The sequence below is a fragment of the Methanolobus zinderi genome, from assembly GCF_013388255.1.
Classification (GTDB): domain Archaea; phylum Halobacteriota; class Methanosarcinia; order Methanosarcinales; family Methanosarcinaceae; genus Methanolobus; species Methanolobus zinderi.
Genome location: NZ_CP058215.1, coordinates 1,317,266 through 1,333,342, shown reverse-complemented (window position 1 = coordinate 1,333,342; position 16,077 = coordinate 1,317,266). Strand labels below are relative to the sequence as shown.

The following is a 16,077-nucleotide window of genomic DNA, read 5'->3' as shown; positions in this document are numbered from 1 at the left end:
AACATTCCAATGAAGCAGCATTAGATCGACCACCTTTAATCTTATCTTACACATCCATTTGAGCCTTCAATCTTACACAAGAACCTTTTTAGCCTTCCGGATCCAAAATATAAACTATATCATGCCGGTGGGATAATTTGTCAGTATTAAGTCCAAAAGAGGTTGCAGATCTTTACAGGAAAAGAGCTGAAAACTACGATATCAGTGCCAGCCTGTATTATTTGATCGGTTTTAGATTTCATCATTACAGAGCCCTTACGATTGACTCACTTGACCCGGTAAAGGTGATACTGTCGTGGAACTGGGTTGTGGTACGGGTCTGAACTTTCCATTGCTTCAGGAAAAGATCGGGAACGAGGGAAAGATCATAGGAGTGGACATAACTGACAAAATGCTGAAAAAAGCCCGGGAGCGTGTCAGGAAGAATAACTGGAACAATGTTGAGTTCTTTCACGGTGATGTTGCCCGATACAATATACCGGATGGTGTCGATGCGGTCTTCTCAACATTTGCATTGACACTGTCTCCTGACTATGACATGGTGATCAGAAATTGCAGTGAATCTCTGAAAAAGGGTGGCAGAATTGCAATTCTTGATTTCAGAATGCCGGGGGGTTATGTGAGATATCTCGCACCCCTGATGATATTGCTAACAAAGCCTTTTGGTGTCAGGAAAGACCTCAGACACAGACATCCGTGGGAATCTGTTGAGATGTATTTCCAGAGATCGTCTCTGAGTGAAATGTACTGGGGATTTGTTTACTTATCAGTTGGAATAAAAGACTGAAAAAACATAGTAAGCACTGTCACGTTTAATCAAGCAGGTATAGTAACGAGAATGACTTAATTTAATCTTACAAACTAATATTAGCCATACCTATAAATTTAAATACTTACAAGTCAATATAGGATCTGCTATCAGGCAGTAACCGATCTGCCTAAGAAAAACCACTCCTGTTGTCATTTTAAAGTATGGTCTCTCAACTATGCTGCCTGATAGCCTCCAAACACTTCGAAAAGGTGTCATATAATGGGTATACACCAAATCCTTATTTTTACCCGATTTTTGAAATCGTTATATAAACAAGGGGTTTCACCGCTGCTAAAAATATTAGCCTACCCAACAGGCTTATATTTTATGAATAATATAGCCTTACAAAAAACATGTAGTCATACCTACAAGTGAATGATTAAGAAGCTATAAAAAAGCAAATCGCACAAACCAGGAAGTTCAGAGATTTAACTTATTCGGAGGATTCAATCGTGGAATGCAAGCTTTCAAGAAGGACACATCAGAGATTCAGACGCTTCAGGATCTGGACAAGAACAGATTATTCTGAGGTTTTAGTTCATGATAATCTATCAGACCATGAATAAGCTGATAAAACGGAGGGGATGTGATTGAACAATATTAATGAAGAGATATTGCGGACACATCATCATGGCAATATGAAGGTGTTACGACACCACGTTTACGAATACCAGAAAGGTATAAGGCATCTTGTCCTGCATACATCCAGTGTTAATTTTGAAAAAGAGATAGTAAAGTTGCTTGAAAAAAAGAATGTGGATTATTTCATTCAGCGATTTTCAGATCAAAAGATAAACGTATTCTTTGGGGACAGGAAGTGCATAAGCGTTCTCAAAAGAATCGGCCAGAAAAACCTTTCTGAATTTACAGATGAAGAAGATTTCATGCTGGGAATAATGCTTGGTTATGATACGTTGAAACAATGTGAACGATATCTCAAAAGAAAGAATACCAATCTGGCTGCCGAAGCAGTTGCATAATTTTTAAAAAATATCAGATAGCCTGGTTGAAAGACATGCTCGCTCTAACTGGACAGCAACAGACCCGGATTATAAGGAGGATAAGTGAAATGGCTCCTGACTTCGGTGCACTTACCTGAATCTAAACTTTTTACCAATGCAAAACTTGTAAAGCTATTCAGACCAATTATCATATTAGATTATAAATTGGGTGATAAATATGACCAATTCGCATGATTCAGCAGATGAGATTCATCTGGAGCCTGAGGAAGCAAATGATGTGATTTTGAGCTGGGGATTTAATGAAGTTGCCGAATATCTTGTCTATTCAAGAAGAATGGAAATGGAAAACCCGCAGTATATCGTTGAGAATATAAATCTTACAGGGATCGTACACAGTCATTCAGGATGGAGATGGACTAAAACACTCCAGTACAATGGTTTTGAATATAAGGTCGATATTTTTGAGAATTGTAAATTTGTCAAAGAAGGTCAGGAAATAGCTGTCCTGTGGAATGATGACAAGCCTGATCATAAGGAATACAGAGTACAAATGAAACCTGTGGGAATGACGAAAGGAATCATCAGTTCATTATACTCCATAGACAGCCATTATTATAAATACGACTTTTTCAGTAAGTTCGCTAATGATATTTTCAGTTACAGGAATGATATAATTAAAGATATCAGTGAATTACACAAGGTCATCAATAGCGATTGCAAAGTACATGCCGTTGCTTCTTATAATCACATAAGGGCAGATGACCTGAAGCAAATTGAGGATTTTGTAAATAGGCTCTTAGAAATCAAGGAAGACTCATAGATTAAGTTCTGAGCCTTCTTCTTTTCATGATTTCCTGCATATCAAATCCTAATCCCATAAATTTACGGGGTCAGTTTAGTCTATTCCTGTCTGTAAGCCAGCAAAAGGCAGAACAATTTACATTATTCGGAATTAGCTTTCTTCCTGATTCACAGATGTAAAGGCTAAGTATAATCCGGTAAGTCATTATGACAGGAAAGTTTTCAAAGCAAAGCTCAACTATGGTCGATAGAATAATGGATGACTCAGAGGAAAAACAGCACAAGCCTGCTGCATCTGTAAAGAATTCCCTTGGCATGGAATTTGTACTTGTACCTGCAGGTGAGATTCAGGTGGGTTTGAAGGGATATGAAGACAGAAAAATGGTTCATAAGGTGATAGTCTCAAAACCATTCTATCTGGGAAAATATTTAGTAACACAGAAAGAGTGGAAAAATTTGATGGGTACCGATCCCTCGTGTTTTGAAGGAGATGACAGACCCGTAGAATGTGTTTCCTGGTATGATGTGCAGGAGTTTATAGCGAAACTGAACAAAAAAGAAGGAAACGATAAGTACCGTCTCCCATCCGCTGCTGAATGGGAATATGCCTGTAGGGCTGGTACTACAACACAATATTATTTTGGAGATAATGAATCACAATTAAGCAAATATGCCTGGTACTATGAGAATGCAGGACATAAGACGCATGCTGTGGGTCTGAAGGAACCGAATGCCTGGGGACTGTACGATATGCATGGCAATGTATGGGAATGGTGTCGTGACAGGTATCATAGAAGATACAAAGCTTCTCAGGCTGCTATTTCTCTGGGAACGGGATTTGGCTCGGGGCTGGTACTGCATGGAGGAAGCTGGGTCAATTATCCCGGTAAATGCAAGTCGTCCTATCGCAGCAGTTTCCACCCGAACTATGGATATTATTCCCTTGGTTTTCGTCTTTTCAGATCAGTGTAAATGCAAGACATTGTTATAGAAAACATCTGAGCTTCATGCTTGCTGAATTTCAGTAATAGGCATGGATTCCTTCAGATAATAATCAAACACTTCTTTTCCCCAGTTGACAGCACCCTGTCCTTCCAGTATCAAATATCGATTATCATATTGGCCTTCAGTAGCAAGCAATCGGAGGATCAGGGAATGATTATTCACTGAAAAACTGGCAAGTTTTATCGGCTTATTGTAAACAAAGATATCTACCGATTTTTGATTCATGATTTGTTTGAGGTCACTGTACTTTTCTGCTTTAGTCTTCCGGAACAGCTCATCTGAAATGATCAGTGAGATCTTTACCCCTGAGTCAACTAATTTCAAATATATATCCCTGAACTGTGGATGGAATAGCGTAGTAACTGTACATAGATGACTTGAATTGTATGTTTCTTCCATGAATCTTCTATTAAGCTCGAATAATTCAGTCAGTGACGGCTGTAGTATAGTACAGTTTTTCACCTGTCTCATTTCCTTAAGTAAAACTGCTGGAACGAAATCAAGCCTGTGTGTACCCCAGTAATCAATATCACTTTCAAAAAGCTCGATATTGTCTACCAGAGGACTCATTTTATCGACAACAACTTTACCGATACTGGTTAGCTCATAAGTATCTTTATAGTGGAAAACAAGGTTATTATCTTCCAGAACCTTAATCTGCGGAAGCAAAGATTTTCTTTTTGTATCCAGTGATCTGAGCAGGGTATTTGTTTCCTTTGGTCCGTCCTGCAATAATAAGAGGACACGCTTTCTCTTCTCTGAGGAAAAAATAATATCCAGCAATTGTTTTCCCATCCAGCCACATCCAAATGGATTCACAGATAAATTCTTTTCATCACAGAAGTATATGCTGTAATGACTTAAATAAAATATAGTGGAACTTAATGAACAAATGAACATATTTCTGACTTCAAAAATTATGGATTCCTGTATTATCTTTCACTGAAAAGTCATTTTATTACTGTATTTGTCAAAAAAAGCTTTATTAGAACTCTGTTCTAAGACTTAAATCGAACAACTTAAATAAAATGAGATTGCACTAAATAGCGGTTTAAACATAATCAATAGCCGTAACCATATAAATATTGAAAGCAAAAAACGCAGAAAGTATTTTTCCCCTGTATATGGAAAACAGGAACTACACAAGGTTTGACTATTTCACTTTATAGCGGTTAGCGCCGCATAATAACTATCTGACTCAAAAACAAAAAACAACGGAGGTAAGTAGTTGAAAAATAAATACGTAAAATTGTTAGCTTGCTTTATGGTTATACTTGCCATAGCAGTTTCTGGTTGTACAGATACTCAGGATGATACCGGAGAAGCAGAAGCAGCAGAAACATCAACAACAACTGAAAAAGTGAAGATCGGAGTTGTCCAGTGGGACGACTCACGGGCAGCTTCTGCTGTTTTCACACAGATCCTCGATGAAGGAGGATACGAATATGAGATCGTAAGTGCAGATCTTGGTGGTCTCTACCAGGCTACTGCACAGGGTGACCTCGATGTGCTTATCCACGCATGGCTCCCTGCGACCCAGGCACCTTACTGGGAGAAATACGGAGATGATCTGAACAAGGCACAGGTCGTGGCATCAGGTGCAAAATGCGGACTCGTGGTCCCTGAATACGTACCCATCGACACCATCGATGAGCTTAAAGGCAATGCCAGCAAGTTCGACAACCAGATCGGCGGTATCGAGCCAGGAGCAGGTATAATGCAGAATACGGAAAGCTGCATTGCAGACTATGACCTTGAAGAATACGAACTCTATTCCAGCAGTACCGTAGGAATGACCACAGAACTTCAGGACAAGATCGACAACGAAGAATGGGTAGTAGTAACCCTCTGGAGACCACACTGGAGTTTTGCACGTATCGATGGTCTGAAATTCCTTGAAGACTCTCAGGGTGTTTACGGAGAAAGTGACGATCTGATCATTCTTACAAGGACCGGTTTTGAAGAGGATAACCCTGAATTCTACCAGCTTATCCAGAACTTCGAGATGGATCTTTCCGACATCGAATCACTGATGATCGCCATCGATGAAGGTAAGACACCGGATGAAGCTGCAGCTGAATGGCTTGCAGAAAACCCTGAAAAGGCAGATGAGGTACTTGGTACCCAGTGAGGATATCTTCCTCACACATACTTTTTTTTATTGTTTAAGGTAAACGATCACTGAAAAAGGAATAATTTTACATTTCTGAGATTGGTGTCGAATCCTTCAGATAGTATTCAAAAATATCTTTCCCCCACCTGAAACTGTCTTTCCCTTTACATAAAAGATATTTTGTATCAACTTCACTGTTATTCTTGAACAAAGCCAGCATTGTCTGGTATTCGTTAATGGAAACAAACTGGAAATCCATCTTTTCCGGGTAAACAAAAATGTTTACCAGTTCATTCTGAATAAAGTCTGATAGAACTGCATTATGGTTTTTTAATAAGTTGTGCCACAGATCTTGAGCTAGTATAAAGTTCAAAGCAACACCGTTATTGATCAATTCAATGGCCAGTTCCGCAAAATTCGGATGAAGAAATGTTGTGACAACATAGTGAGACTGAGATTTCCTGGTCGCATCATAAAACTCCCTGTTGATATCATATAGTTCTGTAACATGAGGTTTGATCACTTCACACGGACCAAGTTCATCTATCCTTTTCATAAGATGAGAGGGGATAAAATCAATAAAATGGGTTCCCCAGTAATCAATATCAGTATCAAAAACATTTATAGTCGTTTGCAGAGGAAATATCTGATTGACAAGCAGACGGCCTATGGTAGTCAACTTATATAGACCGTCAGAAACAGTCACAAGATGGTGCTCTTCCAGAATCCTGATTTGTGGAAGTAGTGCTGTTCTTTTTGTATCCAGCAGCCTGAGAAGAGTGTCCATATTTTCAGGTCTGTCCCTTAATACGAGAAGAATATTCTTCCTTTTTTCCGATGTAAATATAACATCAAGCATCTGTTTCTTCATTGAGTTACTTCCTCTACAGTAAAAATATCCGATCGAGATTCATGATCAACATCTTACAGAAAATATAATGTTTCTATAAGATAAATCATTCCTGTTACACCAGGTACATTTTCTTCCAAAACTATCTGAATCCCAAAACAAATATATACCGTTGTTTTTCAATATGATATACAGCTATTAATCTTAAAAATGAATTCAAGGGGGATTCTATGTGGTTGTAAAGAATGATGATTCCGGTGAAGTAATGCTTATTTTGACCAGAGATGCAGACTTACTCGTCCCTATGATCAGGCTATGTGATCAGACAAGACATGAGGGGCTCAATGGTCAGACACAACTGGAAAAATGGACATACAGTCAGATGTTACAAAATCTGGGAATGGAAATTGAAAAAAAGGAAGCCTTTGAACCTGAAATAGGTCAATTGATGCTGGAAAATTCCCGAAAGATGGGGCTCTATCAGAAAATACTGGAAATACCTCCTCAGGCTAAAAGACTGGCCAATGAAAAGAATTTGAAGTTAGTCGAGTGGGAACTGACCGGCCTGTTGAATTCATTGGGTCAGGAGATCGAAAAAATAACAGGAAGCAAATATCCTGTCAAAAAAGATGAACAGTACTATGCTGACCTGTATGGATAAATATTATAAATATTACTTTGGTTCTATCTTGATGGCCCTAAAATGAATCAATATTCATTTTAAACCTGGGGCTGAAACCATATTTATTAGTCCTCCGTTACTAATATCAGTGATTGCAAAGTGCTATCACAAAAACTCTTTCTGAACCTTCCTATGTAACTTTGCTTACACATATATCATATACCTCTGAGATAGAAGTGTGAATTGATTTTAGATCTTCAAGAGGCGCTTATGCGTGGGAAGAATGTTTACAAATCTGATAGGTCAGACTGATACGCTGGTAAAGCAGTTATTTAGCCGGTTTAGAGATCGATTACTTGTTGTAATAAGGAAGTATGTGGAAAAAGAACTGGCAAAGCAAACTTGATTAAGTCAGAACAACGTCAGTAGCAGTATTTTTATAGTAATATCTGCCAGGTGTAAATAATGAGAATGTGGGACGTCGATCCAGAGTTATTGTGCCGTAATCACCTGCTTGGAGAGCATCTTGAGATGCATATGTTCGTTGGTGCAATACGCAATAATAAACCGATAGCCGGTTATCTGGACGGTGGTCTGGTAGATCTTGACAGGATAGTCGAGCGCCACAATGAACTTGCACAGGAAATGCAAAAGCGCGGATACAAGCATAAATCCGAAATCTCTGAGGAAGATTCGGAAATGCTAAAGCAATATTCAGATAAAACTGAATATTCCGGTGAGGTAGATGTTGATCGCAGTGTTCGGGATCTTCTGGAGAGATGCGATGAGTGTGCCCTAAGGATTAGAGCCACAATTAATGAATCAAAAACCTCAAAAGGCAGATAGTTCAGATGGAGAGTCAACACTTCGTTAGAGAACTGTACTAGTTAGATAAAAACTCCTCTCTTTTCCACAGAATCCTTTAAGTAGAATTCAATATATTTACTTTTGTAATATTATGAAAACAAGTATCATAATCGCATTAATCACACTGCTTTTACTGGCAGTACCTATTTCTGCTGCTGATCAGGACAACAATACCATTGACTATGATTCATACAGAAACAACTGGGATTCATTGCCTGAAAACCAGGACGACTGGATATGTGTCGACCATGCCTTAAACTATTCTCGAAATTACCCGGAATGGGGAATGGTCATTGTTTCACCTTCACCTCGTTTTAGTGTGCAGCCTCACATGACCAACTATAAAATTGAAGGTAATACGCTTCTGATTCATGAAGCACAGATTAATAAAACATATGAGCTGAAAATTACCAATAACACTATGACAATACCCTATCATGAGGATTTCCCGGATGTATTTTTAGAAGAATGGGAAAAAGGTACTTATTTCCATTTCATTCCAGACAAAACAAACGTGATCAGAGTATATACCATATTAAAAGACAATCGTGATGACTTTTTTGATTATGAGAATATGACCGGTAACGATACCACAGATGTTTCTATAGAACTTGATGATAGTGATGAAGTTGAAACTATCAGGAATGATTTCAGCAATTCAAGCGATAATACACCTGTGTTGAATACCACAAATAAATTAAACGACTCAAATATCACAGATCATAGTGAAAAAACATTAGAGGAAAAAGAGAGCTTTACCGCAAGATTCGTCGAATTTATAAGATCACTTACAGGCTTATTTGCATGATGGATCTTCTAGATTTCAGTAACCGGAGTGGACTGCTCTTGGTAGTATTCAAACAATTCCTGTCCCCAATGAATTGCGGACTTACTTTTACACGCGATAAATTTGTGGTCGAATTCTCCGGTATTTTTGAGCATGGCCATTAAGAGGTGAACTTCATCGAATACCAGAAAAAGTAAGTCCATTTTCTCGTTGTATACGTACATATTGAAGTTATCATTCTCAATAAGCTCAGAAAACTCTTCCCAGTGCTCTTTTCTTATTTTAGCAAGCAATTCCCTTGTGACAATAAAGTCCAAAGTCATATTATGCTCGAACATATCTGTAAAGAGCTCATATGCTTTAGGATAAAGGAATGCTGTTATTGTACAGGCCCTGGAAGACACTTCAAAATTCGGATTGAAGGATTTATGGAAAGAATATAATTCTGTGATCGGAGGACTTATTATTTCACAAATGTTAAGTTGATCAAGTTTATCCAGAAGATGGGACGGAATAAAATCAAGTTTACGCGTACCCCAATAATCAATATTGGAATCGAAAACATCAATCGTCTCCAGCAAAGGAACCATTTCATCAACAAGCATGCTGCCGATCATGCTTAGTTCGTAACTATCATCATAATGCCTGACAAGATAGTTCTCTTCAAGAATCTTGACCTGGGGTAGCAGATTTTGCCTGGTGGTGTCGAGAGACTCGAGAATATCTTCCATCTCCTGAGGACCGTCTTTTAGCAGCAGGAGAAAGTTCTTTCTCTTCTCAGACGCAAATACCACATCAAGCAATTCTCTTTTCATTTAACTGCCATCCTGTCTTATAATTAATGATATGTTCTTTTAAATAAATTAACTTACGCAACTAAGTTACCTTACTATATAAACTAAACTACTGAGTAGCAAATGAAATTGATTACATATCAAGTGTTCTTGTCATCGTTTTCCGAAATTGTCCGTCAATAATATCTATTCGGATTTTTTACAGGTAAGTGATACCGAGCTTTAATTTGTATCCCAGTTTCGCAAAGGATATCCTTACCCTGGCAGCATAGTAAAAAGTACACAGAAATCTGGAGAAAATAATATGAATGAAAGTGATTTCCCGGCACCAGTTGAAGGTTTTGTGCTTGCTCACACACTGATAGTAAGTGATGTAAAAGCCTCATGTGAATGGTACACGAAAATGCTTGATGGTAAAATGGTTCTTGAAACAGACGCCAGAGGAACGCCCTGTATTATCAAAGTTGCGAACAGCTGGATAATTCTCAACATCGGTGGCGGTGAACCGACAGATGATAAGCCTGAGACTACAGTTTCTGTTAAACATGACCAGGATGTTCTGAGTATCTTTCTGAACATTCGGGTGGCTGATATTCAGGACTTTTACAGAACGCGGAAGGAACGTGGTGCTAAGTTTATAACAGAGCCAAAAGAACACAAGTCAGAATTTCGCTGCTATATGACGGACCCTGATGGTTATCTAATTGAAGTAGGTGAATCCAAAGCTCGTGATTAATGATTTGGTATCGACAGGCATAACTATTTTTTAGTCTAAGACGTAAGCATCACAAAAATACCAATTACAAAAATTATAAATACAATAAGATAAGTAATGGCTTTCCGTTCATTCAATAACAATTGAGGAAGCCTCTGTTATGAAATTACCAGCACCCATAAAGCATGCTCTGATCGAAGCCATGATCTCCCAGTACAGTGAGAACCATCCTGCATCCAGGGTACGTGAAGAACCTCTTACTTTCTCAGTACCGGTGACAGATATACTGGAAGATACCAGTGACTTCAACATCATTGAATCCGATATCCAGGATGCAGTTGACAAAAATCCGGCTTCTCTGTCATTTAACGATGGATCTGATACCCTGCAGTTCATCCCACCTTTTACCCGCAGCTGTGAGCTTTATGATGATGCACTCAATTACTTTAAGGAAAACACAGCTTCCAATCCCAAATTCACCCTTGAGTATGACCCTGCTATTAAAGAGTCCCTGATCTACAATTTCTTCACAGGCTCCATAGTCATGATAGTACCTGACAGGATGACAAGCCTTTCCCAGCTTCATTTTGCCCTGATGGCCGGGGGCAGCAAACTCCGTGCTATTATGGATAGTAAAGACGGCGGCTGGGTCTATGTTTTTCCTAAATTCATCATGGAATACATGGAATGTGGCAAAACACAGGCAAAGGATACTAATGTCCAGCAGGTTCTGGCAAGTTATCTTGAGGATATCTTTCCTGAATAGATGCCTGATTAAGTTTTAGATTTTTACGTTTTTTCACTCTTCAAAGGTCATATTTCAGTTACAGGTTCGGATTGTTCTAAATAATAATTGAACAGTTCTTTCGCCCACCCAAGTGCCTCTGGACTTGCACTGAAATAAACAAGTTTACCATCAACATCTCCATCCAATTTGAGCAGGCGCATCAGAATATAATAATCATCAAATGTAACAAAAAGAAAGTTCATTTTTTTATTGTAAACATGACTGTTAAGCAGTCCTGTTTCCGCATAGTCTTCAAAATTTTCCTGATATTGAGTGCGGATTTTGCAGAGAAGATCATTTGAAAGAACCAGATTTATTTTTACTTTATTTTCAATCAGATCGGAGAATACATCATAGTAATTAGGGTAAAGAAGAGTAGTTATTGCATAAAGAGAAGAGGAATCTTTACTTTTTGCCTGGTAGATAGTTTTTATATCATACTGATCCGCAGCAGGAATATCTACTATAGTTGATTTCCCAAGTTCATTTATTCTTTCAAAAAGATGAGGTGGAATGAAACTCAGATCACGAGTTCCCCAATAATCTATATCCGTATCAAAAACACAAAAAGTGTCCACTGAAGGAGCCATCTTTTCAACAATAACTTTTCCGATACCTGTTAATTCGTAAGCATCCTTTTGATGTTCAACCAGATAATTTTCTTCAAGTATCTTTAACTGTGGAAGTAAAGCCTGTCTTCTGGTATCAAGTGATGCGAGAAGTTCCTCAATCATTTTAGGTCCTTCACGCAACTGTAAGAGTGTATTCTTTCTTTTCTCAGATGCAAAAATAACATCAAGCAGATTTCTGTTCATATTAGTATCACTTACCAATATACACCATATAAACTTTCTAAAATATACATAAATATTGAGAATAGGAAATAAATAGTTTATCCAAAAACTGTTAATTCAAAAACAAATTACAATAATTTATTTTTAGGGAAAGAATAATAAGAAAATAATCAAACTTTATCTGGAGTGGTGTGTTGAAATTGTGGTCATAACTGTTGACCATGATGAAAACGTCTGAAGAGACAACGCTTTTTTGCACATGCTATGTAATCTGATTATGAGGAACTAAAATGGGAAACTCAATTTCACAGAGCTTTTAGTCACATACCCCCAAATCATAACATCACGTATGCTTCCCGAAAACTGAAATTAGTTCGGCAGGCATACTCTGACAGATCTGAAACGGGGGTGAGATCTAATGGTTAAATGCGGAATATGCGGAGGAGACGTGCCACGCCAGCCACAAGTTACAGATGATGGAAAATGTGACCAGTGTGGTAAAAAACTAGAGATGGCTGAGTCTGAAAAAAGCAAGAAATAAAAATAAGTACGATTTCAACTTCTATATCAAGAAGTGTCTTGATAGTGGAACTGTCTGTAGAAGGACAAGTTCCACTTTTTTACTTCCTATTTCTGTTTTGTTAAAGCAAAATTCCACAACCGATATTTAGAAAAGCAAAATCAGTAAACGATTTAATATATCGGATAAGATTACCTGTAGAGAAAATGCATTCCTTTAAAACTCCTGACAAAATAAAGAATTCTTACAGTTCCCGTATCTGCCAGATAGCAGATGAAAGAAAAAAAGGAAAAAAAGTAGTAGGTACTTTTTGTCTTTTTGTTCCTGATGAAATAATATTCGCGGCAGGAGCCGATCGTGTGATACTCTGTGGCGGGAAGAATGAGACAATACCCATAGCCGAGCAGTATTTACCCAGGAACATCTGCCCGCTGGTGAAGTCTTCCTTCGGTTCACTGGTAAATGACGGTTCTTCAGATGTCAAATCCTGTTCACACTTCAGTATGGTGGATATGGTAATTGCCGAGAATACCTGTGACAGCAAGAAGAAGATGTATGAACTGCTGGGCAATTATATTCCGACCTATGTTATCGATCTTCCGCAAAGGCCGGACAGTCCTGAAGCTCTGAAATACTTCCTGTCGGAACTTGAAAAATTTAAAAGTGCCATGGAAGAGCTGACCGGAAACAGGGTCACGAAAGATAGGTTAAGAGAAGAGATCAAATCCTCAAACGAGACAAGAAAATTACTCCACAGTCTTTATGACATGAGAAAAAAAGATCCAGCACCAATAAATGGGACTGAAATACTAAAACTTCTTCAAAGACAATATTTCCTGTCTCCTGGGGAGTTCAAAGAGCATATCCGAAACCTGATAAAAGAAGTCGAAGAATCCGAGCCTGAAGAAAATCACAGACCCAGAATTTTAATCTCCGGCTGCCCCATGTCAGGTGGAAACTCAAAAGTACCTGAAATAATTGAGGACAGAGGCGGAATGATCGTAGCCGAGGAAAGCTGCACCGGTACAAGATCGTTCTGGGATCCGGTGGACGAAGATAAAGAACCCATGCTTGCACTGGCCGAACGTTATATCAAAATACCCTGTTCATGCATGAGCCCCAATGACAGGCGTGTAGACAATAATCTGGAACTTGCAGAGGAGTTTGACGTTGACGGTGTTGTATACTATACCCTGCAGTTCTGTCACGGATACAACATTGAAAAGCATAAAGTCCAGCAGGCATTGAAGAAAGCCGGAATTCCCATGCTTTTTATAGAAACTGATTACAGCGGGTCGGATGTGGAGCAGATCAAACTTCGCGTTGATGCATTCATGGAGATGCTGTCGTGATCACGATTGGCATAGATGCGGGTTCAGCCACAACCAAGGCAGTACTGGTGAATGGAGAATCAAATATAATTAAATCCATACGGCCAACAGCTTTCGATTTTGTTTCGGCGGCAGATGATGCCTGTGAGGATGTGCTCGAAATGTCAGGGATTGACAGAAAGGATGTCAAACACATCTATTCAACCGGATATGGCAGGAACAGCATCAAATTTGCAGACAAATCCATAAGCGAGATCACAGCCCATACAAAAGGAGTTCACCATCTGTATCCTGAAGTAAGAGGAATAATAGATATCGGTGGTCAGGACTGCAAGGTCATATCGGTGACTGATGGCAGGGTTATGGATTTTATAATGAACGATAAATGTGCAGCAGGAACAGGTAAATTTCTGGAGTACACTGCAAGGGCACTTGAAGTACCCATCGACAGGCTTGGAGATGTGGCACTGTCATCAGAAAATCCCGCAGAGATAACAAGCATGTGTACGGTTTTTGCTGAATCTGAAGTAATATCGCTTCGCGCAAAGGGATTCTCAAAGGAAGATATAGCAGCCGGACTCGTAAGAAGCATAGCCAGAAGAGTTGCTGTTATGGCACGCCAGATGGGATTGCAGGAAAATGTGGCTTTTGTGGGAGGTGTGGCAAAGAACACAGGGATAAAAGCGGCACTGGAAAAGGAGCTGGGTATATCTCTGTATGTTTTGCCGGAACCTCAGATCACTGGAGCTCTTGGGGCGGCTTTGTATGCTCAGGAAAAGCATCAGTGAAATTGAACTCAGGGATTAAAGAAGTTATAAAGCATAATCAAAAAAAAACAATGGGCAGGATTATCCCTCAGTCCACTCTGCAACTTTTTCCGGATTATTCTCGATCCAATTAGCTGCTGCTTCCTCAGGAGGCATGCCCTGTTCAAGGTCTACCATGATTGATTCGATATCGGATATTTCCATCTCATAGTTGGAAAGTATCTCGTAAACCCCTGGCCTTCCTCTTCAAGACCTGTCCTTGCAACCACAACCAGATTATCACCGGAACCGTATACGTTCTGTGGATCTTCAAGGAACTTCAGGTCCATACGCGCAAAGGTCCAGTGAGGTTCCCAGAGAGTCACAACCATCCATTCCTCGTTGCTAATGGCATCCTGCAACTGTGCGGCCATTGCGGTAGTACTGCTTCCCACTAAATTATAGTTAAGATCATACGCATCGACAGCTTCTTCGGTCGTTTCCATTATTCCGGCACCAGGTTCGATACCGATAATATCCCCACCAAACTGCTCCCGGTTCTCGTTTAGCTCATCAATGGAATCAATAGGCACATAGGAAGGCACGACCAGACCGATTCTGGCGCCACTACTGACATTGGTAACATAATCCAAGTCTTCACTGTATCTTTCCCAGTAGTTTCCCTGGGTAGTAGGTAACCAGGCACTGGCATAGACATCAAGTTCTCCCTGGGCAATTCCCTGAAAGACTGCTCCAAGATCGGCATTCACGACTTCAACTTCGTATCCCTCGGATTCCAATACCTGCTTAAGCACATAAGTACTGGCCCTAGAATCGTCCCATGGAGGATTACCAAATCTTATTGCTTCTGCTCTTAGTGGCTCACTATCTACTGGTGCTTCCTCTGCCGGTGTTTCTTCATCTTCCTGAACACATCCTGCTCCTACCAGGCTCAAAACGATCAATAAAGCTACCAGTAAATTCTTAATTTTAGGTTTTAACTAATCCATCACTCCATTAAAGTTAATGAGACTATATTATTAAAAGTATAAGCTTTAGAAGGAAAAAGAGGTAAGGTACCGGGGAATTAAATAAATTCCATATATCTGGCAAGAACGAACAATGCTATCAAAAACAACACAATTACAATAACATCCCTGAACATTTCTCTTGAAAGCGCGTACTCACTCTTCCTTTTGACCATGATGTTACCCCTAAATTGAAGAATACTGCTTATCTTATTCCACTGACATAGCAGATTCCGGCTCTTTGTCAGTTATCTCGACATTTATAGCACCCTCAGGCATCTCAATTATTTTGGTCACTGTTTTTGTCGTTGGTTCAACGTGATATTCTGTGCCATCTCCTTTCTGATCTCTTCGTTGATCTTTGTGATATCCTTTAAGTTTTCAACTTCCCGATATATCGGATCTGACATAAAACACCCCAATCCAATTTTGGAGTATACTTCTATTTATGATTTTTTCTTTTCAATATTTATCAATCACAGTTCTGTACACTTTGGATATTTACAAAGCCGGTGTCATATTGAATATTGAAACGGTTGCAAAA

The 16,077-nt window shown here is 39.2% G+C and carries 19 protein-coding genes; 14 read left to right on the top strand and 5 right to left on the bottom strand.

Features of this window, described 5'->3' with window-relative positions; genetic code table 11:
• The first annotated feature begins 137 nt into the window (after window positions 1-137).
• The 5 genes from HWN40_RS13475 to HWN40_RS06515 all read left to right on the top strand — a co-directional run bounded on the left by HWN40_RS13475 (window position 138) and on the right by HWN40_RS06515 (window position 3,546).
• Window positions 138-323, top strand: a complete 186-nt coding sequence (locus HWN40_RS13475; protein ID WP_218165495.1) for a hypothetical protein — start codon at window positions 138-140, stop codon at window positions 321-323.
• Complete coding sequence (locus tag HWN40_RS06530; RefSeq protein ID WP_218165494.1) at window positions 296-787, top strand: class I SAM-dependent methyltransferase; 492 nt, start codon at window positions 296-298, stop codon at window positions 785-787. Before HWN40_RS13475 ends, HWN40_RS06530 begins: the two co-directional genes overlap by 28 nt.
• A 614-nt stretch (window positions 788-1,401) precedes the next feature.
• The gene (locus HWN40_RS06525) at window positions 1,402-1,791 is read left to right on the top strand and encodes a DUF2023 family protein (RefSeq protein WP_218165493.1); all 390 of its coding nucleotides are present in this window, start codon (window positions 1,402-1,404) and stop codon (window positions 1,789-1,791) included.
• Between the two features lie 199 nt (window positions 1,792-1,990).
• A complete protein-coding gene (locus tag HWN40_RS06520; protein WP_176964982.1) occupies window positions 1,991-2,593 on the top strand; it encodes a hypothetical protein in 603 nt (200 codons plus the stop codon).
• A gap of 188 nt (window positions 2,594-2,781) precedes the next feature.
• Window positions 2,782-3,546 (top strand): formylglycine-generating enzyme family protein, encoded by a 765-nt coding sequence (locus tag HWN40_RS06515; RefSeq protein ID WP_176964981.1) that lies wholly within the window; start codon window positions 2,782-2,784, stop codon window positions 3,544-3,546.
• 33 nt (window positions 3,547-3,579) lie between these two features.
• Here HWN40_RS06515 and HWN40_RS06510 read toward each other — a convergent pair whose 3' ends face one another.
• Entirely contained in the window at window positions 3,580-4,374 is a 795-nt protein-coding gene (locus tag HWN40_RS06510; protein ID WP_176964980.1) for a helix-turn-helix transcriptional regulator, read from the bottom strand.
• A gap of 469 nt (window positions 4,375-4,843) precedes the next feature.
• Between HWN40_RS06510 and HWN40_RS06505 the strand changes: the two genes are divergently transcribed.
• Window positions 4,844-5,710 carry a glycine betaine ABC transporter substrate-binding protein gene (locus HWN40_RS06505; RefSeq protein WP_176964979.1) on the top strand — a complete coding sequence of 289 codons (867 nt, stop codon included), beginning with the start codon at window positions 4,844-4,846 and terminating at the stop codon, window positions 5,708-5,710.
• A 67-nt stretch (window positions 5,711-5,777) separates the two neighbouring features.
• On the opposite strand, the gene HWN40_RS06500 is transcribed toward HWN40_RS06505, so the two are convergent.
• The gene (locus HWN40_RS06500; protein WP_176964978.1) at window positions 5,778-6,563 is read right to left on the bottom strand and encodes a helix-turn-helix transcriptional regulator; all 786 of its coding nucleotides are present in this window, start codon (window positions 6,561-6,563) and stop codon (window positions 5,778-5,780) included.
• A 211-nt stretch (window positions 6,564-6,774) separates the two neighbouring features.
• Between HWN40_RS06500 and HWN40_RS06495 the strand changes: the two genes are divergently transcribed.
• The 3 genes from HWN40_RS06495 to HWN40_RS06485 all read left to right on the top strand — a co-directional run bounded on the left by HWN40_RS06495 (window position 6,775) and on the right by HWN40_RS06485 (window position 8,839).
• A complete protein-coding gene (locus tag HWN40_RS06495; protein ID WP_176964977.1) occupies window positions 6,775-7,203 on the top strand; it encodes a hypothetical protein in 429 nt (142 codons plus the stop codon).
• 426 nt (window positions 7,204-7,629) lie between these two features.
• Window positions 7,630-8,010, top strand: a complete 381-nt coding sequence (locus HWN40_RS06490; protein WP_176964976.1) for a pyrimidine dimer DNA glycosylase/endonuclease V — start codon at window positions 7,630-7,632, stop codon at window positions 8,008-8,010.
• Between the two features lie 112 nt (window positions 8,011-8,122).
• Window positions 8,123-8,839 (top strand): hypothetical protein, encoded by a 717-nt coding sequence (locus tag HWN40_RS06485; RefSeq protein WP_176964975.1) that lies wholly within the window; start codon window positions 8,123-8,125, stop codon window positions 8,837-8,839.
• A gap of 8 nt (window positions 8,840-8,847) precedes the next feature.
• On the opposite strand, the gene HWN40_RS06480 is transcribed toward HWN40_RS06485, so the two are convergent.
• On the bottom strand, window positions 8,848-9,633 hold the full coding sequence (locus HWN40_RS06480) for a helix-turn-helix transcriptional regulator (RefSeq protein ID WP_176964974.1): 786 nt from the start codon (window positions 9,631-9,633) through the stop codon (window positions 8,848-8,850).
• Window positions 9,634-9,916: 283 nt separating this feature from the next.
• Between HWN40_RS06480 and HWN40_RS06475 the strand changes: the two genes are divergently transcribed.
• Together HWN40_RS06475 and HWN40_RS06470 are read left to right on the top strand one after the other, a co-directional pair.
• Window positions 9,917-10,348, top strand: a complete 432-nt coding sequence (locus tag HWN40_RS06475; protein WP_176964973.1) for a VOC family protein — start codon at window positions 9,917-9,919, stop codon at window positions 10,346-10,348.
• Between the two features lie 139 nt (window positions 10,349-10,487).
• Window positions 10,488-11,093 (top strand): hypothetical protein, encoded by a 606-nt coding sequence (locus HWN40_RS06470; RefSeq protein WP_176964972.1) that lies wholly within the window; start codon window positions 10,488-10,490, stop codon window positions 11,091-11,093.
• Window positions 11,094-11,140: 47 nt separating this feature from the next.
• Here HWN40_RS06470 and HWN40_RS06465 read toward each other — a convergent pair whose 3' ends face one another.
• Window positions 11,141-11,929: a helix-turn-helix transcriptional regulator gene (locus HWN40_RS06465; protein WP_176964971.1), complete on the bottom strand. Its 789-nt coding sequence runs from the start codon at window positions 11,927-11,929 to the stop codon at window positions 11,141-11,143.
• 397 nt (window positions 11,930-12,326) lie between these two features.
• Here HWN40_RS06465 and HWN40_RS13645 point away from each other — a divergent pair, with 397 nt between their 5' ends.
• The 3 genes from HWN40_RS13645 to HWN40_RS06455 all read left to right on the top strand — a co-directional run bounded on the left by HWN40_RS13645 (window position 12,327) and on the right by HWN40_RS06455 (window position 14,547).
• Window positions 12,327-12,449, top strand: coding sequence for a hypothetical protein (locus HWN40_RS13645; protein ID WP_281361424.1), 123 nt, complete (start codon window positions 12,327-12,329; stop codon window positions 12,447-12,449).
• A 185-nt stretch (window positions 12,450-12,634) separates the two neighbouring features.
• Window positions 12,635-13,780 (top strand): double-cubane-cluster-containing anaerobic reductase, encoded by a 1,146-nt coding sequence (locus tag HWN40_RS06460; protein ID WP_176964970.1) that lies wholly within the window; start codon window positions 12,635-12,637, stop codon window positions 13,778-13,780.
• Entirely contained in the window at window positions 13,777-14,547 is a 771-nt protein-coding gene (locus HWN40_RS06455; RefSeq protein ID WP_176964969.1) for an acyl-CoA dehydratase activase, read from the top strand. The genes HWN40_RS06460 and HWN40_RS06455 overlap by 4 nt, the downstream gene beginning before the upstream one ends.
• A 149-nt stretch (window positions 14,548-14,696) precedes the next feature.
• Here the strand turns inward: HWN40_RS06455 and HWN40_RS06450 are convergent, their stop codons facing one another.
• Entirely contained in the window at window positions 14,697-15,470 is a 774-nt protein-coding gene (locus HWN40_RS06450; RefSeq protein WP_246276004.1) for a glycine betaine ABC transporter substrate-binding protein, read from the bottom strand.
• Between the last annotated feature and the right edge of the window lie 607 nt (window positions 15,471-16,077).

What these genes read in the sequence shown, in the direction of transcription:
- HWN40_RS06520 (WP_176964982.1), top strand. Translation starts at nt 1,991, where the DNA reads ATGACCAATTCGCATGATTCAGCAGATGAGATTCATCTGGAGCCTGAG.
- HWN40_RS06515 (WP_176964981.1), top strand. Translation starts at nt 2,782, where the DNA reads ATGACAGGAAAGTTTTCAAAGCAAAGCTCAACTATGGTCGATAGAATA.
- HWN40_RS06510 (WP_176964980.1), bottom strand. Translation starts at nt 4,374, where the DNA reads ATGGGAAAACAATTGCTGGATATTATTTTTTCCTCAGAGAAGAGAAAG.
- HWN40_RS06505 (WP_176964979.1), top strand. Translation starts at nt 4,844, where the DNA reads ATGGTTATACTTGCCATAGCAGTTTCTGGTTGTACAGATACTCAGGAT.
- HWN40_RS06500 (WP_176964978.1), bottom strand. Translation starts at nt 6,563, where the DNA reads ATGAAGAAACAGATGCTTGATGTTATATTTACATCGGAAAAAAGGAAG.
- HWN40_RS06490 (WP_176964976.1), top strand. Translation starts at nt 7,630, where the DNA reads ATGAGAATGTGGGACGTCGATCCAGAGTTATTGTGCCGTAATCACCTG.
- HWN40_RS06485 (WP_176964975.1), top strand. Translation starts at nt 8,123, where the DNA reads ATGAAAACAAGTATCATAATCGCATTAATCACACTGCTTTTACTGGCA.
- HWN40_RS06480 (WP_176964974.1), bottom strand. Translation starts at nt 9,633, where the DNA reads ATGAAAAGAGAATTGCTTGATGTGGTATTTGCGTCTGAGAAGAGAAAG.
- HWN40_RS06475 (WP_176964973.1), top strand. Translation starts at nt 9,917, where the DNA reads ATGAATGAAAGTGATTTCCCGGCACCAGTTGAAGGTTTTGTGCTTGCT.
- HWN40_RS06470 (WP_176964972.1), top strand. Translation starts at nt 10,488, where the DNA reads ATGAAATTACCAGCACCCATAAAGCATGCTCTGATCGAAGCCATGATC.
- HWN40_RS06465 (WP_176964971.1), bottom strand. Translation starts at nt 11,929, where the DNA reads ATGAACAGAAATCTGCTTGATGTTATTTTTGCATCTGAGAAAAGAAAG.
- HWN40_RS13645 (WP_281361424.1), top strand. Translation starts at nt 12,327, where the DNA reads ATGGTTAAATGCGGAATATGCGGAGGAGACGTGCCACGCCAGCCACAA.
- HWN40_RS06460 (WP_176964970.1), top strand. Translation starts at nt 12,635, where the DNA reads ATGCATTCCTTTAAAACTCCTGACAAAATAAAGAATTCTTACAGTTCC.